The 22341-nt window shown below is 64.1% G+C and carries 20 protein-coding genes and 1 tRNA gene; 10 read left to right on the forward strand and 11 right to left on the reverse strand.

What is annotated here, in order from left to right; translation table 11 throughout:
* Positions 1–74: 74 nt before the first annotated feature.
* Entirely contained in the window at positions 75–1076 is a 1002-nt protein-coding gene (locus tag OKW40_RS10155) for a helix-turn-helix transcriptional regulator (RefSeq protein WP_429489557.1), read from the reverse strand.
* Positions 1077–1314: 238 nt separating this feature from the next.
* Here OKW40_RS10155 and OKW40_RS10160 point away from each other — a divergent pair, with 238 nt between their 5' ends.
* From OKW40_RS10160 to OKW40_RS10180, 5 genes are all read left to right on the forward strand, one after another.
* Positions 1315–1782: a DUF4863 family protein gene (locus tag OKW40_RS10160; RefSeq protein WP_429489559.1), complete on the forward strand. Its 468-nt coding sequence runs from the start codon at positions 1315–1317 to the stop codon at positions 1780–1782.
* 59 nt (positions 1783–1841) lie between these two features.
* Positions 1842–3431, forward strand: coding sequence for a benzoate-CoA ligase family protein (locus tag OKW40_RS10165; protein ID WP_429489561.1), 1590 nt, complete (start codon positions 1842–1844; stop codon positions 3429–3431).
* A gap of 11 nt (positions 3432–3442) precedes the next feature.
* Positions 3443–4303 carry an alpha/beta fold hydrolase gene (locus tag OKW40_RS10170; protein WP_429489563.1) on the forward strand — a complete coding sequence of 287 codons (861 nt, stop codon included), beginning with the start codon at positions 3443–3445 and terminating at the stop codon, positions 4301–4303.
* Between the two features lie 120 nt (positions 4304–4423).
* Positions 4424–4735, forward strand: a complete 312-nt coding sequence (locus OKW40_RS10175) for a hypothetical protein (protein WP_429489565.1) — start codon at positions 4424–4426, stop codon at positions 4733–4735.
* A gap of 129 nt (positions 4736–4864) precedes the next feature.
* A complete protein-coding gene (locus OKW40_RS10180) occupies positions 4865–6982 on the forward strand; it encodes a phosphocholine-specific phospholipase C (protein WP_429489567.1) in 2118 nt (705 codons plus the stop codon).
* Positions 6983–7090: 108 nt separating this feature from the next.
* Here the strand turns inward: OKW40_RS10180 and OKW40_RS10185 are convergent, their stop codons facing one another.
* Together OKW40_RS10185 and OKW40_RS10190 are read right to left on the reverse strand one after the other, a co-directional pair.
* Positions 7091–7471, reverse strand: coding sequence for a DUF5594 family protein (locus OKW40_RS10185; RefSeq protein WP_090800962.1), 381 nt, complete (start codon positions 7469–7471; stop codon positions 7091–7093).
* Positions 7472–7520: 49 nt separating this feature from the next.
* A complete protein-coding gene (locus OKW40_RS10190; protein WP_429489569.1) occupies positions 7521–9185 on the reverse strand; it encodes an acyl-CoA synthetase in 1665 nt (554 codons plus the stop codon).
* A gap of 320 nt (positions 9186–9505) precedes the next feature.
* On the opposite strand from OKW40_RS10190, the gene OKW40_RS10195 reads away from it, so the two are divergent.
* Positions 9506–10372 carry a hypothetical protein gene (locus tag OKW40_RS10195; RefSeq protein WP_184063706.1) on the forward strand — a complete coding sequence of 289 codons (867 nt, stop codon included), beginning with the start codon at positions 9506–9508 and terminating at the stop codon, positions 10370–10372.
* Between the two features lie 10 nt (positions 10373–10382).
* Here the strand turns inward: OKW40_RS10195 and OKW40_RS10200 are convergent, their stop codons facing one another.
* Positions 10383–11291 (reverse strand): LysR family transcriptional regulator, encoded by a 909-nt coding sequence (locus OKW40_RS10200; protein WP_187615521.1) that lies wholly within the window; start codon positions 11289–11291, stop codon positions 10383–10385.
* Positions 11292–11417: 126 nt separating this feature from the next.
* Here OKW40_RS10200 and OKW40_RS10205 point away from each other — a divergent pair, with 126 nt between their 5' ends.
* The 4 genes from OKW40_RS10205 to OKW40_RS10220 are packed head-to-tail and all read left to right on the forward strand — an operon-like array spanning position 11418 to position 16594.
* Positions 11418–13538: a 3-hydroxyacyl-CoA dehydrogenase NAD-binding domain-containing protein gene (locus OKW40_RS10205; protein WP_429489571.1), complete on the forward strand. Its 2121-nt coding sequence runs from the start codon at positions 11418–11420 to the stop codon at positions 13536–13538.
* A gap of 30 nt (positions 13539–13568) precedes the next feature.
* Entirely contained in the window at positions 13569–14777 is a 1209-nt protein-coding gene (locus tag OKW40_RS10210; protein WP_429489573.1) for an acyl-CoA dehydrogenase family protein, read from the forward strand.
* Between the two features lie 12 nt (positions 14778–14789).
* Complete coding sequence (locus tag OKW40_RS10215; RefSeq protein ID WP_429489575.1) at positions 14790–15941, forward strand: acyl-CoA dehydrogenase family protein; 1152 nt, start codon at positions 14790–14792, stop codon at positions 15939–15941.
* Positions 15942–15958: 17 nt separating this feature from the next.
* Complete coding sequence (locus tag OKW40_RS10220; RefSeq protein ID WP_429489576.1) at positions 15959–16594, forward strand: lysozyme inhibitor LprI family protein; 636 nt, start codon at positions 15959–15961, stop codon at positions 16592–16594.
* A 95-nt stretch (positions 16595–16689) separates the two neighbouring features.
* Here OKW40_RS10220 and OKW40_RS10225 read toward each other — a convergent pair.
* The 7 genes from OKW40_RS10225 to rpmI all read right to left on the reverse strand — a co-directional run bounded on the left by OKW40_RS10225 (position 16690) and on the right by rpmI (position 22138).
* Positions 16690–16766, reverse strand: a tRNA-Pro gene (locus tag OKW40_RS10225).
* 75 nt (positions 16767–16841) lie between these two features.
* Positions 16842–17258: a MerR family transcriptional regulator gene (locus tag OKW40_RS10230; RefSeq protein WP_184071104.1), complete on the reverse strand. Its 417-nt coding sequence runs from the start codon at positions 17256–17258 to the stop codon at positions 16842–16844.
* 39 nt (positions 17259–17297) lie between these two features.
* On the reverse strand, positions 17298–17714 hold the full coding sequence (locus OKW40_RS10235) for an integration host factor subunit alpha (RefSeq protein ID WP_090800976.1): 417 nt from the start codon (positions 17712–17714) through the stop codon (positions 17298–17300).
* A gap of 69 nt (positions 17715–17783) precedes the next feature.
* Positions 17784–20219 (reverse strand): phenylalanine--tRNA ligase subunit beta, encoded by a 2436-nt coding sequence (gene pheT / locus OKW40_RS10240; RefSeq protein ID WP_429489579.1) that lies wholly within the window; start codon positions 20217–20219, stop codon positions 17784–17786.
* Positions 20220–20379: 160 nt separating this feature from the next.
* Entirely contained in the window at positions 20380–21393 is a 1014-nt protein-coding gene (pheS, locus tag OKW40_RS10245; RefSeq protein WP_008918800.1) for a phenylalanine--tRNA ligase subunit alpha, read from the reverse strand.
* 158 nt (positions 21394–21551) lie between these two features.
* A complete protein-coding gene (gene rplT / locus OKW40_RS10250; protein WP_006052502.1) occupies positions 21552–21911 on the reverse strand; it encodes a 50S ribosomal protein L20 in 360 nt (119 codons plus the stop codon).
* A 29-nt stretch (positions 21912–21940) separates the two neighbouring features.
* The gene (rpmI, locus tag OKW40_RS10255) at positions 21941–22138 is read right to left on the reverse strand and encodes a 50S ribosomal protein L35 (protein ID WP_006052501.1); all 198 of its coding nucleotides are present in this window, start codon (positions 22136–22138) and stop codon (positions 21941–21943) included.
* Positions 22139–22341: the final 203 nt, after the last annotated feature.

Raw genomic sequence — 22341 nt, forward strand, 5'->3', positions numbered from 1 at the left:
CAATAGTGCATCGTCATACCAGCGTAAAGCACTTTAGTGCATTTTTACGGGGAAACCCTGGCGCCCGCGATCGGTCAGTTCACGCGCGCCTCGTCGGGGGCTTCCGCCGCGAGCCGCGCGGCGAGACGGTCGCGCAACTGCAGGTACGCATCGGCGAGCGTCTTTTCGCTGGTGTCGAACGACATGTCCGCGCGTCCGTACAGCTCGGCGCGCCCGGCGAGGATGCGCTTCAGGTCGTCCATCGCCTCGCGGTTGCCGGACATCGGCCGCAGATCGCCTTGCGCGACGACGCGGCGCATATGTTCCTCGGGCGTCGCCTGCAACCACACGGTGAAGCAGTGCGACAGCAGCGCGTTGAACGTGCCCGCTTCCGACACGAGCCCGCCCGGCGACGCGATCACCGCGTGCGGATGCTCGTGGATCACCGCCTCGAGCGCGCGTTGCTCGTAGCGTCGATACGCGCTCGCGCCGTACAGCGAATGAATCTCCGACGGCGGACAGCCCGCGAGCTGTTCGATCACGCGCGTGAGCTCGATGAACGGCACCTTGCGCTCCTGCGCAAGCATGCGCCCGAGCGTCGACTTACCCGCGCCGCGCAGGCCGATCAGCGCGATGCGGTCCTTGCGGTGCGGGTCGCGCGGCGCCTGCGCGAACATCTCGGCGAGCGCGATGCGCGCGCGCTGCAGTGCCGCCTGGTCGCGCCCCTGCAGCAGCTCGCGGATCAGCAGCCATTCGGCGGACGCGGTGGTTTCGTCGCCGATCACCTCGGCGAGCGGGCAGTTCAGCGTGGCCGCGAGCTGCCGCAGCACCAGCACCGACGCATTGCCGACGCCCGATTCGAGGTTCGCCAGATGCCGCTCCGACAAACCGGTTTCGGCCGCCAGCGTCTTGCGCGTCATGCCGCGGCGCGCGCGCAGCAGACGCACACGCTCGCCCATCGCGGTCAGGAACGGATCGCGTTCTTCGCGCTCGCCGCCACGTTCGGCCGTGCGTTCACCCGCGCGCTCGGTGCGTTCGGCGCGGGCCGCGTCGTCGTCGGTTTCGTCCAACGGTGCGGGAGGGTACTTTTGATTCATGTTTTGCGACCTCGTGACTACGATACATGTACTATAGTGCTTGACACGCACCAGGTGAACGGTTTAATTTTCGCCAAAAGCTGATCCAATCACAAACACAGTCGCGCGCCGCCTTGGCATTCCGGCCGCGTCACGGAGACGGCGCCGCAATACGCATGCACCCAAGTTCCGGCGGCCGGCGATCCGGCGGCCGGCGACCCGGCGGCCGGCCTGCGTGAGCGCGCTTCTGGAGGCTCGCATGTCCCCACAGGAATTCCAGCGCCTGATCGCAGGCGTCACTGGGCAACTCGCCGGACGGCCGCTGGACGCCGCGCTCGCCGACTGGCTGACCGACACCTGGCCTGCCGGCAGTCCCACCTTTCACGAACTCGCGAACGCATGCCGCAGCGGCGTCGTCGAAGGCTGGCTGTGCAACCGCGAGGCCGGCGGCATCCGCTACGGCCGCATCTTCAAGGCGCTGCCCGACACGCACGGCTTGTCCGTCGACGTCGTCGACATGCAGGACATTGCCGGTCCGCACCACGTCCATCCGCACGGCGAGATCGATCTGATCATGCCCCTCACCGACGGCGCGACGTTCGACGGCCATCCGGCCGGCTGGTGCGTGTACGGCCCCGGCTCGGCGCATCGTCCGACCGTCGCGAACGGCCGGGCGCTGGTGCTGTATCTGCTGCCGCAAGGGGCGATCGAATTCACGCGCGCGTGAGCCGCGAGCAGGTCACGATCACACAAGAGCCGGACCGTGTCCACGGATGGAGGAGACATATGGAAGCCCTGCTGGAAACGAGCGCACGCGAGCCGGTTGCGCCGCCGCCCCCGCTGTTCAACTTCGCGAGGCATCTGTTCCAGTTGAACGAAGCGCGCGCGAGCAAAGTCGCCTATATCGACGACTACGGCGCGATGACCTACGGCGAACTCGAACAGCGCGCGCGGCGCTGCGCCAGCGCACTGCGTGCGCTCGGCGTGCATCCCGAGGAACGCGTGCTGCTCGTGATGCTCGACACCGTATCGCTGCCGGTCGCATTTCTCGGCGCGCTTTACGCCGGCATCGTGCCGGTCGTCGCGAACACCTTGCTGAGCGCCGCCGACTATACGTACATGCTGACGCACAGCCACGCGCGAGCGGTGATCGTATCGGAACCGTTGCTACCTAACGTGACGGAGGCGCTGAGCAGCATCGACGACGACGGCTGCCAACCGATCGTCTCGCAGCCTCACGCCTCCACCGAAGCGCCGCTCGCGGCGTCCCGCTTCGAAACGCTGGTCGACACCGCGCTACCCGCCGTCAAAGGCTGTGCAAGCAACGCGGACGACATCGCGTTCTGGCTCTATTCGTCGGGCTCGACCGGCAAGCCGAAAGGCACCGTCCATACGCACGCGAATCTGTACTGGACCGCCGAGCTGTATGCGAAGCCGGTGCTCGGCATCGTCGAGAGCGACGTGGTGTTTTCGGCGGCGAAACTGTTCTTTGCATATGGGCTCGGCAACGCGCTGACGTTTCCGCTGTCGGTCGGCGCGACCGCGATCCTGATGGCCGAGCGCCCGACCGCCGAGGCGATTTTCGCGCGCCTCGTCCGGCATCGCCCGAGCGTGTTCTACGGCGTGCCGACCTTGTACGCGAACATGCTGGTGTCGCCCAACCTGCCCGCGCGCGCCGACGTCGCGATCCGCGTGTGCGCGTCGGCCGGCGAGGCGTTGCCGCGCGACGTCGGCGAACGCTTCACCGCGCACTTCGGCGCCGAGATTCTCGATGGCATCGGCTCGACGGAAATGCTGCACATCTTCCTGTCGAATCGCGCGGGCGAAGTCGAATACGGCACGACCGGGCGCCCCGTGCCGGGCTACGAAGTCGAGTTGCGCGACGAAGCCGGGCGGCCGGTGCCCGATGGCGAAGTCGGCGATCTGTTCATCAAGGGGCCCAGCGCGGCGCTGATGTACTGGAGCAATCGCGAGAAAACGCGCGCGACGTTTCTCGGCGAATGGATCAGAAGCGGCGACAAATATCGGCGTCTCACGAACGGCTGCTATGTCTACGCGGGCCGCAGCGACGACATGCTGAAAGTGAGCGGCCAATATGTGTCGCCGGTCGAGGTCGAGATGGTGCTCGTCGCGCATCCGGCGGTGCTCGAAGCGGCGGTGGTCGGCGTCGATCATGGCGGGCTCGTGAAAACGCGCGCGTTCGTCGTGCTCAAGCGCGACTTCATGCCGTCCGACCTGCTCGCTGAGGAACTGAAGACCTTCGTCAAGGAACGGCTCGCGCCGCACAAGTACCCGCGCGATATCGTGTTCACCGACGATCTGCCGAAGACCGCCACCGGCAAGATTCAACGCTTCAAGCTACGCGAACAGTCATAGGTGATTCATTGATGCAGAACCGAGGTACCGCCCCTGCCACTTCCTCCGCGAGTGCCGCCAGCCGCCTTGCCGAACTGCCGGCGAGCGCGTCGCATGGACCGCTGCGCATCGAGTACCGCTGGGTCAACGAGCAGGCGAATGCTCAGCAGGACGATTCGCCGATGGCGGTATTCCTGCACGAAGGTCTCGGCTCGATCGCAATGTGGCGCGACTGGCCGCAGACGTTGTGCGCGCGACTCGGCATGCGCGGGCTCGTCTATTCGCGGCCAGGCTACGGACTCTCGACAGCGCGTGCGCCTGACGACAAATGGCCGGTCGATTTCATGACCGCCCAGGCGCGCGACATCCTCCCCACCCTGCTCGACGCGCTCGATATCGACCTGCGGCAACGCCAACGCATGTGGGTGATCGGTCATAGCGACGGCGGCTCGATCGCGCTGCTGTATGCGGCGCTGTACCCCGATGCGCTCGCGGGCGCGGTCGTGATCGCGCCGCACGTATTCGTCGAAGACATCTCGGTGCAAAGCATCGCCCAAACGAAGCAGCTTTACGAAATCACCGATCTTCGCGCGAAGCTCGCCCGCTATCACGCGGACGTCGATTCCGCGTTCTACGGCTGGAACGATATCTGGCTCGACCCTGCGTTCAGGCGGTGGTCGATCGTCGAGGCGCTCGCGCCGATCCGTCGACCGCTACTCGCGATCCAGGGCAACGACGACAACTACGGCACGATGGCGCAGATCGACACGATCGCCGCGCGCGTGCCGCACGCCCAATTCGTGAAGCTCGACGCATGCGGACACTCGCCGCATCGCGACGCGCCCGCCGCACTCAACGACGCCATCGCGGCGTTCGTGCGCGCACAACGATAAGCGGCGCCCGTCTGTTACCGATACTTCATAAAAATTACACGGATCGGCGATTATGCTGCTGCATCGCTGACCTCGGCACATCGATTGCGAGGCATCCCTTCCCCGCCCGGAGACAGTGCCATGCCCTTCGTGTCGAAGCCGGTTCGTGCGCCCCGTCGCAAACGTTTGACGGGCGCCATCGCGGTGATCGCGCTGTGCGCGCTAGCGGGAGCGTGCAGCGACGACGCCCCGCCCGCCGGCACGAATACGATCAGTTCAACCGACCATTCCGCCGCTAGCCCCGGCGCCCCATCGATCGCCCCGCCGCCGGCCGACTCCGCGCCGCCGACGCTGACGATCCAGACACCGGCGGCACCCGCATCCGAAGCCGGCACGGCGCTGTCCGCCACCTCGCCGCCGCTGGCCAGCCCCGTCATCCATACCGTCGATTGAGAATCGCGCCGCGCGCGGCGGCTAGCCTGCCTTCGCGCGTCCGACGCAGCATCGCCGTTTCAGTACCGCAATGTGTCGTCCCCGTGCCTTTTTCCTCCACCGAAGATCAAAGCCACCACCGCCCCAACCATGACCTCAAACAATCGCCGTGATTTTCTGCGCTCGGCCGCGCAAGCCGCCGGTTCCTTCACCGCGTTGAGCATGCTGCCGCCGGGCATCCGCAATGCGCTCGCGATTCCGGCCAACAACCGGACCGGCACGCTCCGCGACGTCGAGCACATCGTCGTGCTGATGCAGGAGAACCGTTCGTTCGACCACTACTTCGGCACGCTCAAAGGCGTGCGCGGCTTCGGCGACACGCGCGCGATCAACCTCGCGAACGGCCAGCCGGTGTGGTATCAGCCGCAAACCGCCGATGCCAGCGGTGCCAGCTACGTGCTGCCGTTCCGTCCGAGCGCGCCGAACCTCGGCCTGCAATTCCTGCAGGATCTCGCGCACGACTGGAGCTCCACGCACGCCGCATGGAACGGCGGCCGCAACGATCAGTGGGTACCGTCGAAAGGCGCGACCACGATGGCCTACCTGACGCGCGACGACATCCCGTTCCACTATCAGCTCGCCGACGCATTCACGATCTGCGACGCCTACCACTGCTCGCTGATGGGCCCGACCGATCCGAATCGCTACTACATGTGGAGTGGCTGGGTCGGCAACGACAGCAGCGGCGGCGGTCCGGTAATCGACAATTCGGAACTCGGCTACGGCTGGTCGACCTACCCCGAAGTGCTGCAGAACGCGGGCATCTCGTGGAAGATCTATCAGGACATCGGCACCGGGCTCGACGCGAACGGCTCGTGGGGCTGGACGCAGAACGCGTACATCGGCAACTACGGTGACAACTCGCTGCTGTATTTCAATCAGTACCGCAACGCGCAGCCGGGCAACCCGCTGTACGACAACGCGCGGACCGGCACCAACGCGGCCAACGGCGACGGCTACTTCGACATTCTGAAGCGCGACGTGCAGAACGGCACGCTGCCGCAGGTGTCGTGGATCGTCGCGCCCGAAGCGTACAGCGAGCATCCGAACTGGCCGACCAACTACGGCGCGTGGTACATCGATCAGGTGCTGCAGATCCTCACGTCGAACCCGGACGTGTGGAGCAAGACCGTGCTGCTGATCAACTACGACGAAAACGACGGCTTCTTCGATCACATCGCCGCACCGTTCGCGGCCGCGTCGAGCGCGAACGGTTTGTCGAGCGTCGACATCACGCACGAAATCTATGCCGGCGATGCGAAGAACGTCGCCGGGCCGTACGGGCTCGGACCGCGCGTGCCGATGCTGGTGGTCTCGCCGTGGTCCAAAGGCGGCTACGTGTGCTCGGAAGTGTTCGACCATACGTCGGTGATCCGCTTCATCGAAAAGCGCTTCGGCCAGCAGCACAATCTCGGCGAATCGAACATCACGCCGTGGCGTCGCGCGGTGTGCGGCGATCTGACCTCCGCGTTCAACTTCGCGAATCCGAACGCGTCGGTGCCCTCGCTGCCGGGCACGAGCGGCTACGTGCCGGCCGACCAGAACCGTCACCCGGACTACGTGCCGCAACCGCCGACGGTGCAGACGGTGCCGAAGCAGGAAGCGGGCGTGCGCCCGGCGCGCGCGTTGCCGTACGAACTGTTCGTGCGCGTCGACGAAGGCTCGAACGGCAAGCTGACGATGCGCTTCGTCAACACGGGCCGCGCGGGCGCGGTGTTCCTCGTGTACGCGGCCAATAGCGCCGACGCGCCGCGCAGCTATACCGTCGAAGCGGGCAAGCATCTGCAGGACGCGCTGCTGCTCAACGCCGACGGCAGCTACGACTTCAGCGTGCACGGGCCGAACGGCTTCCTGCGCCGCTTCGCGGGCAAGGTGGTCGCACGGAACTGGTGGAATGGTTCGGACACCGCACGGCCGGCCGTCGCCGAAGGCTACGATGTCGCGAACGGCAATCTGCAACTGCGGCTCGAGAACGTCGGCAGCGCGCGTTGCCAGTTCACGATCGTCAACGCGTACGACGCGAGCCATGTGATCAAGCATTCGGTACGCGGCGGCGACACCGACAATCTGTACCTCGATCTGCGCAACGCATACGGCTGGTACGATCTCGCGATCACCGTCGATACGGACCCGACGTTCGCGCGCCGCATCGCCGGTCATGTCGAGACGGCAAACAACAGCATGAGCGATCCGGCGCTGGGCGGCTGAGCGTCGCTGTAACCCAACGCTGCAAAAGCAACGGCCGCTGGCTCTTCGAGCACAGCGGCCGTTTTTCATCCAGCTCCCGAACGCAAGCCCGCAATCGCGCGCGCGCGTCTACGATTCGAAATCGAGCCCGCCGATCAACGTAACCGGCTCACCCTGCGTGTGCGTGGAGAAATCGAGTTCGCGCGCCTGGGTCCACGCATTGAGCTTGCGCGGCAGCGCGGCCAGATATCTGGCGAAACGCGTCGCGCCCTGCTCGCCCATCAGCCTTTCTATTTCGTCGCTGTCCCAGGTCAGATACAGATTCAACGGATGCGGGTAATGACCGAGCTCATCGAGCGGCGTGGCGTGAATCCGCACGCGGGTGGGCTGACCCTGTTCGCCATGCGGCAACACGTCGGTGTGCACGGTCTTGGCGATACACGCGGCGATCGCCTCGGCAATGCGCGGCGCGAACTCCTGGTCGAAACGCATTGCACTCTCGGGGCGCATCCAATCTCTCCGCTGTGATTCCCATCGTGGGTTGGTCATCGTAGCAGACTCAGTTTTTCGCCGGTGAGATCGCGTCCGGACCGTGTGTCACCGCCTCGCGCAGCGTCTTGCGGATCACCTTGCCGGTGGCCGTCATCGGCAGGCTTTCGACGAAGCGAATCTCGCGCGGATATTCGTGCGCGGCCAGACGCGTCTTCACGTGCTGCTGGATCTCGCGCACGAGTGCATCGTCGCCGACGAAACCCGCTTTCAGCACGACGAACGCCATCACGATTTCGGTGCGCTCGCGATCGGGGGCGCCGACCACGGCCGCCATCGCGACGGCCGGATGACGCAGCAGCGAATCCTCGATCGACGCCGGCCCAATCCGGTAACCGGCGCTCGTGATCACGTCGTCGCCACGACCGACGAAGCGAATGAAGCCGTCCGCGTCGCGCGTGCCGAGATCGCCGGTCAGCAGAAACCTGCCGCGGAATTTGTCGTTGGTGGCCGCAACATTCCGCCAGTAGCCGAGAAACATCACCGGATCGGGCGCGGCCACCGCGATATCGCCGATCGCGCCGGGCGGCAGCTCGTTGCCGGCGGCATCGACGATCGCGACATGGTGCCCCGGCACCGCGCGCCCGATCGCGCCGAAGCGCGGCTCGAACAGCGCCGCGCACGACGACACCACGACGTTGCACTCGGTCTGCCCGTAGAACTCGTTGATCGTCACGCCGAGTGCGTCGCGCCCCCAGCCGATCAGTTCCTCGCCCAGCGATTCGCCGCCGCTCGCGACCGCTTGCAACGCGAGACGCAGATGAGCGGGCCGCTCGACGCCGCGCATCATCTTCAGCGCGGTCGGCGGTAGAAACGCATGGGAGACCGCGTGACGCGCGAGCAGATCGAACGCGGCATGGCCGTCGAATTTCGCAAAACGGCGCGCCAGCACCGCGACACCGTGATGCCACGATGGCAGCAGCACGTCGAACAGACCGCCGATCCACGCCCAGTCCGCGGGCGTCCACATCAGCGTCGCGCGCGCGGGAAAGCCCTGCTGCGACATCTCCACGCCGGGCAGGTGCCCGAGCAAAACGCGATGCCCGTGCAACGCGCCCTTCGGTTTTCCGGTCGTGCCCGACGTATAGATGATGATCGCCGGATCGTCCGCGGCGGTGGCGGCCGGCGTGAACTCGGCGCAAGCGCCATTCAACGCCTGCCAGAACGACCGCACGGGCGCGTCCGATGCTTCGTCATCCTGCTCGATATCGACACTGAACACGTGTCGCAACCCGGGCAGCGCGCCGCGAATTTCGTCGATCTTTTGCACGCCGGCGTGATCGGTGATCAGCGCGAGCGCGCCGCTGTCGCCGAGCCGATGCTCGATCGCGTCCACGCCGAACAGCGCGAACAGCGGCACCGCGACCATGCCGGCCTTGTAGGCCGCGAGATGCGCGATGGCCGTTTCGATCGATTGCGACAGAAAGATGCCGATGCGCTCGCCGCGCCGCGCGCCCGCCGCGAGCAGCGCATTGGCGAAGCGGTCGGACAGGGCTTTCAGTTCGTCGAACGTATAGCGGGTCGCGCGGCCGTCGGCGTCTTCGTAGATCAGCGCGAGACGCCCCGAGCCATCGGCCCACTTGTCGCATGTGTCGACGCCGATGTTGTAGCGCGGTGGAATACGCCACGCGAAGCTGGCCGTGAGCGAATCGTAAGTCTCGCCGTCGAGGTTCATCGGGTCTCCTGGATATCGTCGTTGCCGCTGCATGGCGTGATGCATGGTCCGTCGCTTGCTGCCTCTGCGCGCATGGCCGGTGTTCCGCAGTTTAGCCCACGACCTTGCGCACTCGGTTGATGCATTGCCGTGCGCAACTGAATTCGCCAGATACGACATAGTCCCGCTCATAATCGCCGACTCGTTGCGCTGAACTCAACGTTTTGCGACAACTCCTGTGCGATTCAAGCCCTTTACATCTGACCTGTGCCGCGCCCGTCTAGGATCGTTACACAGGTTCGGCGCGCATGTTGCGCCGCACGATCGCTACCGGATGACATATGCGCAAGGCAAGGTTTGCATCGTTCTGGCATGGCCCGGAACTTTCTCCCTACGAGATCGCCTGTCTGAATTCGTTCACGCTGTACGGCAGCGAGGTCGCGCTCTATAGCTACGAGCCGATCGACACTCTGCCGCCCGGCGTGATCGCGAAGGACGCGACCACGATACTGCCGCGCGACTCGCTGAACGACTTCCCGATTCACGGCGTGCCGTCGATGCAGCATTTCACCGACTATTTCCGCTTCGTGATGTTCACGAAGACCGATGAGATCTGGGTCGATACCGACATGCTGCTGCTACGCGATTTCGATCTCAACGCCAAGGGCGATCTGATCGGCCGGGAAACCCAGTCGAGCATCTGTAATGCGATTCTGAGGCTCGATCCGGATCAGCCGCGCTTGCACGAGGCGATCGAACGGGTCGAAGCGATGAAAGGCCGGGCACTGAAGTGGGGCGACACCGGCCCGCGTCTGCTGACCGCCATCTACGGCGTGAAGGCCGGTCTTCCCGAAAGCCTGTTCTATCCGGTGCACTTCAACGATTACTACAAGGTGTTCCTGCCGCGCTATTTCGACGAGTGCGCGGCGCTCTGTTCCAATGCGTACACGCTGCATCTGTGGAACAACCGGGTGGTCAAGATGGGCCTGTTCAAGCGCATCGGCCCCCCCGTTGGGTCGCTCCTGCACCACGTGTTCGAGCAAACCGGCGCCAACACGCTGTTTCGCGAGTTTTATCCGGCGAGCGTGATGCAGGCGATGATCGACAACGCGGTGGGCAAAGTAGGTAGCGACGAAGGCGTGCGCAAGCTGCTGCGCGTCGGCGTGCCGATGGTCACGACGGCCATCGCGCGCAGACTCGGCGCCTGAGTTCGCAGCTTCAGTTCGCGCCGCCCCTGCCCGAGCCCTGCGCCTGCTCCAGCACGAAGTCGATGAACGTCGCCGCCGCGCGCGTGTGATGCCGATCCGGCATGTACAGCATGTACATGTGCGTGCCGAAGATGCTGAGCCGCCAGGCATCGAGCGCGGTCAGCACGGCGCCGAGCTTCAGATCGTCCTGCACCACGTAGTCGGGCACGAGTCCGACACCGAGACCGGCCAGCACCGCCTGGCGCAAAAATAGAAAGTTTTCCGAAATAATCGTCGGTTCGAGCAGGACTTCATGACGCTCGTCGCGCAGATACGCGGCGAGCCGCAACTGCTTGCCGATCACGGCCGCGGTAATCAGCGGCGCGGTGCGCAGGTCGTCGAGCGTCGCGGGCAGGCCGTGTGTCCGCGCGAATTCGGGGGATGCGCAGGCCACGTACCGGACTGGCCCCATGTCCCGCGCGACGAGGTTTTGCGGCGGCTCCGACATCACGCGCACCGCGATGTCGATCTCGTCGCGCATCAGATCCTCGACGCGGTTCTCGAACATCACATCGAGCACGATACCCGGATACAGCCGCTTGAACGCGATCAGCCAGTCGGACATCACGAGCTGGCCATAGCCGCTCGGCACGCTGAGCCGCACGCGCCCCTGCAGGCTCTGGCCCAGTGTGGTCACCGACTCGCGCGCGGCCAGCAGCGCGTTGCGGATCGTGCGGCCGTGCTCGTAGAGCCGCAGACCGATCTCGGTCGCCTCGACGCGACGCGTGGTGCGTCGCACCAATTGCAGGCCGACCGAACGCTCGAGCTGATTCAGGTGATAGCTGACGTTCGCGCGGCTCATCTTGAGCCGGCGCGCCGCTTCGCTCAGATTGCCGGCGTCGAGGATGTCGACGAGCAGGGTCAGCGAGTTGACGTCCATGGCCCAGTCTTTGTCAAAATAATTTTGACAGTCTGTCAATCAACGGTGTCATTGTCAATGAACGTTGACCACTCCAGAATGGGACGATCCGGCGCGCCTCGCCATCCTCAAACGGAGACACCTACGATGACCCTTTCCTCCTCAGCCGACGTCGTCACGCGCGAATTGCACGGCAAGGTCCTGCTCGTCACGATCGACCACGCGCCGGTCAACGCGCTATCCGCCGACGTGCGACGCGGCCTGCTGGCCGCGATCGAAGCCGCCGACGCCGACCGCGCGGTCGAAGCCGTGCTGATCGTCGGCGCGGGGCGCAATTTCATCGCCGGTGCCGAGATTCGCGAGTTCGGCAAGCCGCCGGTGCCGCCTTCGCTGCCGGACGTGTGCAACCGCATCGAGGCATGTACGAAACTCGTGATTGCCGCGCTGCATGGCGCGGCGCTCGGCGGCGGGCTCGAAGTGGCGCTCGCCGCGCATTACCGGATCGCCGTCGACGGCGCGAAGCTCGGCCTGCCCGAAGTGCAGCTGGGTCTGCTGCCTGGCGCGGGCGGCACGCAACGCACGCCGCGTCTGATCGGCGCACCGGCGGCGCTCGACCTGATGCTGAGTGGCCGTCACGCGAGCGCGAAGGAGGCGCTCGCGCTCGGCCTCGTCGACCGTCTCGGCGACAGCGGCGACATCCTGGCCGAAGGGCTCGCCTACGCGCACGAGCTGCTCGCCGCGCACGCGCCGGTACGCCGCACGCGCGACGCCGCCGCATTGATCGATCGCGCCGCGAGCCGCGCCGCCGTCGCGAAAGCGCGTGACGAAACCGCGAAGAAAGCGCGCGGCCTGTTCTCGCCGCTGAAAATCGTCGATGCCGTCGAAGCCGCGATCGAACAGCCCTTCGAGGAGGGCTTGAAGCTCGAACGCAAGCTGTTCCTGCAATGCCTCGACAGCCCGCAGCGCGCCGGCCTGGTTCACGCATTCTTCGCCGAGCGCGAAGTGCTGAAGGCGCCCGAAACGCGCGACGCGAAACCGCGCGCGCTCGAGGCGATCGGCGTGATCGGCGGCGGCACGATGGGCGCGGGCATTGCGGTCGCAGTGCTCGACGCGGGGCTGCCCGTCACGCTGATCGAACGCGACGAAGCGGCGCTCGCGCGTGGCCGCGCGCACATCGACAAGGTCTACGACGGGCTGATCGCCAGGGGCCGCCTCACCGCTGAGAAGAAAGCCGCGACCATGGCGCGCTGGAGCGGCAGCACGTCGTACGATGCGCTTGCTCACGCCGACCTCGTGATCGAAGCCGTGTTCGAAGATCTCGACGTCAAAAAGGCCGTATTCGCCGAGCTCGATCGCGTCTGCAAGTCCGGTGCGGTGCTCGCGACCAACACGTCGTATCTGGACATCGACGCGATCGCAGCCAGCATCTCGCGCCCCGCCGACGTAATCGGCCTGCACTTCTTCTCGCCCGCCAACATCATGAAGCTGCTCGAAGTCGTGGTGCCGAAGCAGGTCAGCGCCGACGTCGTCGCGACCGCGTTCGAGTTCGCGAAGAAGCTGCGCAAGACGCCGGTGCGCGCCGGCGTGTGCGACGGCTTCATCGGCAATCGCCTGCTTGCCGTGTACCGCGCCGCCGCGGACGCGCTGATGGAAGACGGTGCATCGCCGTATCAGATCGACGCGGCGGTGCGGGCGTTCGGCTTGCCGATGGGCCCGTTTCAGGTGGTCGATCTCGCGGGCGGCGACATCGGCTGGGCGGCGCGCAAACGCCGCGCGGCCACGCGCGAGCCGAACGCGCGCTACGTGCAGATCGCCGACCGCCTGTGCGAGCGAGGCTGGTTCGGCCAGAAGACCGGCCGCGGATTCTATCTGTACCCCGAAGGATCGCGCGGCGGCATGCCCGATCCCGAAGTCGAGGCGATCATCGACGCCGAGCGTGCGCGCGCGGGCATCACGCCGCGCAGCTTCACCGACGAGCAGATCATGCGCCGCTATCTGGCCGCGATGATCAACGAAGGCGCGAACGTCGTCCACGAAGGTATCGCGCTGCGCCCGCTCGACGTCGACGTGACCCTGCTGTACGGCTACGGCTTTCCGCGCTACCGCGGCGGTCCGATGAAATACGCGGATAGCGTCGGCCTGCCGACGATTCTCGCCGACATCCGCGAGTTCGCGAAGGAAGACCCGCTGTTCTGGCGGCCGTCGCCGCTGCTCGTCGATCTGGTCGAGCGCGGCGCGGATTTCGCGAGCCTGAACACGACGGCCTGAACCACCACGAACACTGGCGGAACGACTGCGATGGATCTGAACTTCACCTCCGAGGAAGAAGCTTTTCGCGCCAGCGTGCTGGCGTTTCTGCGCGACAAGCTCCCGCGACGTCTCGCCGGCAAGGTGCACGGCGGGCGGCGTCTGACGCGCGGCGACATGGCCGAGTGGCACGCGATTCTGAACGCGCAAGGCTGGCTCGCGAATCACTGGCCGAAAGAGTACGGCGGCCCGGGTTGGAGCGCAGTGCAGAAATTCATCTTCGAAAACGAATGCGCACTCGCCGGCGCGCCACGCGTCGTGCCGTTCGGCGTCAACATGCTCGGGCCGGTGCTGATCAAGTACGGCAGCGAGGCGCAGAAGCGTCACTGGCTGCCGCGCATTCTCGACGGTTCCGACTGGTGGTGCCAGGGCTATTCGGAGCCGGGCGCGGGCTCCGATCTCGCTTCGGTCAAGACGACGGCAGTGCGCGGCAAGGACGCGCAGGGCGAGCACTACCTCGTCAATGGCCAGAAGACGTGGACCACACTCGGTCATTACGCGAACATGATCTTCTGCCTCGTGCGCACCGCGACCGACGTGCGCAAACAGGAAGGCATCAGCTTTCTGCTGATCGACATGAACACGCCGGGCGTCGAAGTCCGGCCGATCATCACGCTCGACGGCGAGCAGGAGGTCAATGAAGTGTTCTTCACCGACGTGCGCGTGCCGGTCGGAAATCTCGTCGGCGAAGAAAACAAGGGCTGGACCTACGCGAAATATCTGCTTACGTACGAGCGCACCAATATCGCCGGCGTCGGCTTTTCCGTCGCCGCCTTCAACCGTCTGCGCAAGATCGCCGCGACACAGCTGCGCAACGGCCGGCCGCTCGCCGAGGATCCGGCGTTCGCGGCACGCATGGCGCGCGTCGAGATCGATCTCGAGAACATGAAGACGACCAATCTTCGGGTGATCGCGGCCGTGGCGGGCGGCGGCGTGCCCGGTGCCGAGAGTTCGATGCTGAAGATTCGCGGCACGGAGATCCGTCAGGAGATCTCGTCGCTGACGCGGCGTGCGATGGGCGCTTATGCGCAGCCATTCGTCGAGCAAGCGCTGCACGAAGGCTTCGACGGCGTGCCGGTCGGCCCCGACGAAGCCGCGAGTGCCGCGTCGCAGTACTTCAATAATCGCAAGCTGTCGATCTTCGGCGGCTCGAACGAAATCCAGAAGAACATCATTTCCAAAATGATCCTCGGACTGTAAGAGGCGCACGTCATGAATTTCCAGCACACCGAAGAGCGCCGCATGCTGGCGGATACGCTGAATCGGTTTATCAGCGAGCAGTACGGCTTCGCGACGCGCGATGAAATCGCACGCTCGACGCAAGGCTTCAGCACCGAATTGTGGGCACGCTTCGCGGAGCTTGGCGTGATCGGCGCACTGTTCGACGAAGCGAGCGGCGGTTTTGGCGGCGGCGGGTTCGATATTTCCGTGGTGTTCGAGAGCATCGGCCGCGGGCTCGTCGTCGAACCGTTTCTCGATACGCTGGTCGTCGGCCGGGCGATCGCTCGCAGCGGCGGCGACCTGCAGAATGCGGCGCTGGGTTCGTTGATCGACGGCTCGCGGATCGTTGCGCTCGCGCATGGCGAACCGGACAGTCATTACGAGCTTGCCCGGGTCGCGACGACGCGCGCGCGCCGCAGCGTAAATGGCAACAGCGGCGTGTGGACGTTGCACGGCGCAAAGGCCGTCGTTCAGCATGGCGAGCATGCTCAGGTGTTCCTCGTCTCGGCACGCACGAGCGGCGAGGACGATGCCGAAGCCGGCATCACGCTATTTCTGGTGCCGAGGGACGCGACGGGTGTGAGCGTGCGCGGCTACCGCAAGATCGACGGAGGACGCGCGGCCGAAGTGACGTTCGACGACGTCACGCTCGGCGACGACACCGTGCTCGGCTCAGTGGATCACGGCTTTGCGACGCTCGAATATGCGGTGAGTTGCGGCGTGCTCGCGCTGTGCGCGGAAGCGGTCGGCGCAATGGACGTCGTGAAAGACTACACGCTCGACTATCTGCGCACGCGCAAGCAGTTCGGCGTGCCGATCGGCAGCTTCCAGGCGTTGCAGCATCGCATGGCCGATTTGCTGCTCGAAATCGAGCAGGCGCGCTCGGCGGTGATCAACGCGGCGGCGGCGCTCGACGGTGAACGAAACGCGCGCGAGCGCGCGGTGTCGGCGGCGAAGTACTGCATCGGCCGGATCGGCACGCGAGTCGCGGAGGAATGCATCCAGTTGCACGGCGGGATCGGTATGACGTGGGAACTGCCGCTCGCGCATTACGCGAAGCGGCTCGTGATGATCGATCATCAGCTTGGGGATGAGGATCATCATCTGGAGCGGTTTGTGGCGTTGGGGGCTCAAGGGCGGTGATTCGTGTGCGCTTGCGAATGCGAACCCGTGCCGGTGACAAGTCTGCCAGATTGCACTCGCCTATTCTTGAGGAGCTGAGCCTGCCAAACGAATCAAAAAAGTTGACCGATGCCGGATGGACTGCATTGCGGATGCACGAGGGCGCTGTCCTTCGCTACGACAACGACGTAGCGAACAATGGCACCTTCGGGATAGGCTCGCCTGCGTACTTTGGCCGATGCACCAATGACGAGATTCGGCGACCGGTGACCTTGGCAGATGTCAACGCTCAACTCGCAGCAAGGGCAACCGCATCCAATCCTGCTGACGTCATCGCAACCCGCAGTGGACCGCCCGCCAGTGAGGTCGACGCGGCCCTGTCGCATTGCGACGCGAATCAGATGAGCATGAATCTGTGCGCGTGGCGCGATCAGATCGTCGCGGAGCAGAAGCTGGAGCAGGTCGTCAAGGGCAAGGCCGCGGTGTCGGCGAGTTGCAAAGCGGCGATCGAGAAGAGGCTCACCGCGTGGAAAACGCGGCGTGACGCCAACTGCAAAAAATCAGCTTCTCGAGAATGGGGCGGCGGGTCGATGCTGCCCACGGCGGTCGCGATGTGCAAGACAGCCGAAACCGAGCGCATAAGCAAAGCAATCGAGGCTTCGGGATGCAGATGAGCGTGGGCGCAGCGTTGACAGCGGGAAACGCTGCCCCGCGCGACGGGCAAGAAAAAAGGACTTACGGCTTTCACCGTAAGTCCTTTTGATCTTTTTGGTCGGGGCGAGAGGATTTGAACCTCCGACCACCTGCACCCCATGCAGGTACGCTACCAGGCTGCGCTACGCCCCGAACAGAAGAAAATTATAACAGACACTTCATTCGATTAGAACCGCTCGACACGAACAAAGCGAACAAGTCCATGAACTAGTGGCCCAGCAGATCGATTACGTTCTGCAGTTCCTTGCGTAACTTCTCGACATCGATCGCAACCGTTGCCGCCGATGCCTGCACCTGACCCGCGACTCCGGCGGTAGCCTCACCCTCTTCGACCACCGCATCCGGCCCACCGCCGCCATGCGAATCGAGCCGGTTGCGCGCCCCGTTGATCGTAAAACCCTGCTCGTACAGCAACTCTCGAATCCGCCGGATCAGCAGCACCTCGTGATGCTGATAATACCGACGATTGCCGCGCCGCTTGACCGGCCTCAACTGGGTGAACTCCTGCTCCCAGTAACGCAGCACGTGAGGCTTTACCCCACAAAGTTCGCTGACCTCACCAATCGTGAAGTACCGCTTCGCCGGAATCGGAGGCAAGACGACTTTTTCGATCGTCGCTGTCATCGTCAGTTAGCCGTGATGGGTTGCCCGAAAGCGCGCCAGTCAATCAGCGCGCGAGAAGCTCGCTTCGGCGCCGTTTTCGACGAGCGCCTTCAGTTTTTGACTTGCATGAAACGTCACCACGCGACGTGCCGCAATCGGAATCGCCTCGCCCGTCTTCGGATTTCTGCCGGGACGCTGCGGCTTGTCGCGCAACTGGAAGTTGCCGAAGCCCGACAGCTTCACGCTGTCGCCGCTCTCGAGCGCATCGCGGATCACCTCGAAGAAAGCCTCGACCATGTCCTTCGCTTCCCGCTTGTTGAGCCCGACATTGTCGAACAGCAACTCGGCAAGTTCCGCCTTGGTGAGTGTCGGCGTTTCATTGGAAACGACGGCGGATGATGTCGGAATATCTCGAATCATGGCGCTGCGTTGCGCCGTAAGAAGGGCTTCGAAATCACTCGAGTTCATTTCATTCATATCTATCAAATGGCGCGCCAAGCGTAAAACAATGGATGCGGAAACAGCCGTGCAATTGTTAAATGCGGGTTATCCGCGCAACCGTGCGCCATATACTCGAGCTAGACGTTCCACCAGAGTTTGAATAGCCAGATCGACCGTTTCATCCTGAAGGGTTCCGCCAGTATCTTGCAAGGTCACCCGGAACGCAAGGCTTTTCTCGTGCGCGGCCAGACCACCGGAAGTGTTTGATTTTGGACGAAATTCGTCGAAAAGTGCAACCTTCTGGACAGCCTTGCAGGCCGGTTCGGACTGGGCCTTCTGAAGCTCGTCGAGCAGCGCCTGAACCTCGATTTTCTGATCGACGACCACCGCGATATCACGTCGTACCGGCGGGAATTTTGAAACTTCCGACGGAATCGGCAATACCCGTTGCATTAATGCTTCCGCTTCGATTTCAAACAGAATCGGCGCATGCGGCAAATCATATTTTTGCATCCAGCGCGGATGCAATTCGCCAATCCAGCCCACTGCGCGACCATTCAATTCGATCCGCGCGCTGCGTCCCGGATGCAGCGCCGGATGCTCGGCCTGTACGAACCGCGCGACCGCCGGTGCGACCAGCGCTTCGAGGTCGCCCTTCACGTCGAAGAAGTCGACGGCACGCGTCGGTGCGCCCCACTGCTCGTCGAGCGCGGGCCCATAGGCGAGCGCGCCGATCATCTTCGGCTGCGCGAAACCTTCGACGGTCAGCTCGCCGGCCTTGATCGACGGATCGTGCAGGAATACGCGACCTGCTTCAAACACGCGCACGCGGTCCGCCGCGCGACGGTTCAGATTCGTGCGCAACACATGAATCAGGCTGCCGAACAACGTCGTGCGCATCACCGACAGCTGGCTCGCGATCGGGTTGATCAGACGCACGGGGTTGCTGTTGCCTGCGAAGTCCTGCTCCCACTCCGCGTCGACGAAGCTGAAGTTCACCGTTTCCGCGTAGTCGCGCGCGGCGAGCGCATGACGGATCGCGTGGATGGAGCGTTGCGTCTCGTTGGTCGCGCGCATTTCGCTGGTCGCGACCGGCGGGCGCGCCGGAATCTTTTCGAAGCCGTGGATACGCGCGACCTCTTCGATCAGGTCCTCTTCGATTTCGATATCGAAGCGGTACGACGGCGGCATCACCGAGAACGTATCGCCGTCACGCTCGAACGAGAGGCCGAGGCGCGTGAAGATCTGCGCGATTTCATCGACACCGATCGCGACGCCGATGATGCGGTTCGCGCGCGAAACGCGCATCTTCACGGGCGCGCGCTTCGGGACGTTGACGATCTGATCGTCGACCGGACCCGCTTCGCCGCCGCAGATGTCGAGGATCAGCTGCGTGATGCGCTCGATATGATCGACGGTCGTCGCGTAGTCGACGCCGCGCTCGAAGCGATGGCCTGCATCGGTCGAAAAGTTGTACTTGCGCGAGCGACCACGAATGCTGTCGGGCCACCAGAACGCGGCCTCGAGATAGATGTGGGTGGTGTCGAGCGTGACCGCGGTGCTGTCGCCGCCCATGATGCCCGCGAGGCTTTCGATATGCTGCTCGTCGGCGATCACGCCGACCGTTTCGTCGAGCTCGACCGTGTTCCCGTTCAGCAGCTTCAGCGTTTCGCCCTTGCGGCCCCAGCGTACGTCCATGCCGCCGTGGATCTTGTCGAGATCGAACACGTGCGACGGACGCCCCAGCTCGAGCATCACATAGTTCGAGATGTCGACGAGCGCGGAAATGCTGCGCTGGCCGGAGCGCTCGAGACGCTCGACCATCCATTGCGGCGACTTCGCGCGCGCATTGACGCCGCGGATCACGCGGCCCGAGAAACGGCCGCACAGATCGGGCGCGGAGATTTTCACGGGCAGCGTTTCGTTGAGCGTGACCGGAGCCGGCTTGATTTCGAGCGGACGCAGCGGCGCTCCGGTAATCGCCGACGTTTCTCGCGCGACGCCGAATACCGACAGACAGTCGGCCTTGTTCGGCGTCAGCTTGATTTCAAAAACGGTGTCGTCGAGATTGAGCGTGTCGCGGATGTCCTGGCCGATCGGCGTGTCTTCCGGCAGGATCATCAGACCGCTGTGATCTTCGGAGAGCTTCAGCTCGCGCGCCGAGCACAGCATGCCCTGGCTTTCCACGCCGCGCAGCTTCGACAGCTTGATCGCGAACGGTGCGCCGCCCTCTTCGGCCGGCGGCAGTTGCGCGCCGACCAGCGCGACCGGCACCTTGATGCCGGGCGCAACATTCGGCGCGCCGCACACGATGTTGAGCGTCGCGCCGGTGCCAGCGTCGACCTGACACACGTTGAGCTTGTCCGCATCCGGGTGCTTGACGACTTCCAGCACCTGGCCGACGACGATCTTCGAGGTCGGCGGCGCGGCCGTCCGCAGGTCTTCGACTTCGAGACCCGCCATCGTCAACGCGTGCGACAGCTCGTCGGTGGTCAGTTGCGGATCGACAAAAGTTCTGAGCCAGGATTCCGGAAATTGCATGGTTCTGTGTACGTTGTGATCAGGTTAGGTCCACGTCCGGCAGATGCTTCGTAAAGCCCGGTGGTCTTGCGCCGGTTCAGCGAGCTCTCCCGGGGACGCTCGCAGCGCGCACCAGGTGCGCTGCCGCGATTTATGCTTCGTCGCGCTCGCGCGCGCCGGGTCACGCGAATTGACGCAGGAATCGCAGGTCGTTTTCGAAAAACAGGCGCAGGTCCTGCACGCCGTAACGCAGCATCGTGAGACGCTCGAGGCCACTGCCGAAAGCGAAGCCGATGTAGCGCTCCGGGTCGAGACCCATGTTGCGGATCACAGTCGGATGCACCTGGCCGGAGCCCGAAATTTCGAGCCACTTGCCCGCGTTCTTGCCCGTTTCGAACTGCATGTCGATCTCGGCCGACGGTTCGGTGAACGGGAAATACGACGGACGAAAGCGCACGAGAATGTCGTCGCGCTCGAAGAATTTCTTCAGGAAGTCGGTATAGACGCCCTTCAGGTCCGCGAAGCTGATGTTCTCGTCAATCCACAGGCCTTCGACCTGGTTGAACATCGGCGAATGCGTCGCGTCGCTATCCACGCGATACGTGCGGCCCGGCACGATCACCTTGATCGGCGGCGTGTTGGTGCGCGCGTAGCGCACCTGCATCGGGCTCGTATGCGTGCGCAGCAACAGCGGGCGGCCGTCGGCATCCTTGCCGTCGACGTAGAAGGTGTCCTGCATCGAACGCGCCGGATGGTTTTCCGGGCTGTTCAGCGAGGTGAAGTTGTACCAGTCGGTTTCGATCTCGGGGCCGTCGGCCACGTCGAATCCGATCGTACGGAAAATCTGTTCGACGCGCTCCCAGGTGCGCATCACCGGGTGCAGGCTACCTGCATTGGCGCCGCGGCCCGGCAGCGTGACGTCGATCGCTTCAGCAGCGAGACGCTGGTTCAGAAGTGCGTCGGCGAGCGCCTGACGACGTGCTGTGAGCGCGGCCTCGACCTGTTGCTTGACGAGGTTGATCCGTGCGCCTTCGGTCTTGCGCGTTTCGGGATCGAGTTTGCCAAGGCCCTTCAACAGCTCGGTCAGCGCACCCGCCTTACCGAGAAAGCGCGCTTTCTCGTTCTCGAGGGTGGTGACGTCGGGGGCTTCTGCGAAGGCTTTTTGCGCGTCGGCGACAATCTGGTCCAGATCCATTGATCCCATCATTTCAACGTCAGTGTTCTATCGAAACAAAACTGGTTCTACCAACAAAAACGGGGCTCGGTGAGGAGCCCCGTTTTTGTTGCAGCGTCACCGAGACTACCGGATGTTCGCTGCAACGAACCACGCAGTTTTAATTGCCAGAAGCGCAATCAGGCTGCAACGGCGGCTTTCACCTGCTGAACGATCGCAGCAAAAGCAGCCTTGTCGAACACAGCCATGTCGGCCAGCACCTTACGGTCCAGTTCGATCGACGCCTTCTTCAGGCCGTTGATGAACACGCTGTACGTCATGTCGTGCTGACGCACCGCCGCGTTGATACGCGTGATCCATAGTGCGCGGAACACACGCTTCTTGTTGCGGCGATCGCGGTAGGCGTATTGGCCTGCGCGCATGACCGCCTGCTTGGCGATGCGATAGACGTTATTGCGACGGCCGCGGTAACCCTTGGCCAGCTTGATGATCTTCTTGTGACGGGCCCGTGCGGTAACCCCACGTTTTACTCGAGGCATGTTTCGCTCCTATGAGTGTCGGTTAAGGGTTAAGCGAACGGCAGCATTGCGCGAACGGAGTTCAGATCGGAATCATGAACTGCCGTGGAGCCGCGCAGATGGCGTTTGTTCTTGGTGGTCTTCTTGGTAAGAATGTGACGCTTGAAGGCCTGACCGCGCTTGACGGTACCGCCCGGACGCACCACGAAGCGCTTTGCAGCGCTCTTCTTGGTCTTCATCTTCGGCATGACAACTCCATTATTAGATGGACATGGGTGTGCGGTCGGCCAGATGGCCATTTCCCGCCCTTCGAAACCCATTCCACTTGGTATGCAGACCGCCGATACCGCCAGCGGCCGCTTTTCGGGAACCACTGCGCACTTGCATGCGCGACGTTCCGAAACCTTCCGACACCAAGCCGGACACCCAGCACAGCATCAAACAACCTTGC

Origin of the sequence: Paraburkholderia sp. RAU6.4a (assembly GCF_050435625.1) — a bacterium.
In the GTDB taxonomy this organism is placed as follows: Bacteria; Pseudomonadota; Gammaproteobacteria; order Burkholderiales; family Burkholderiaceae; genus Paraburkholderia; species Paraburkholderia tuberum.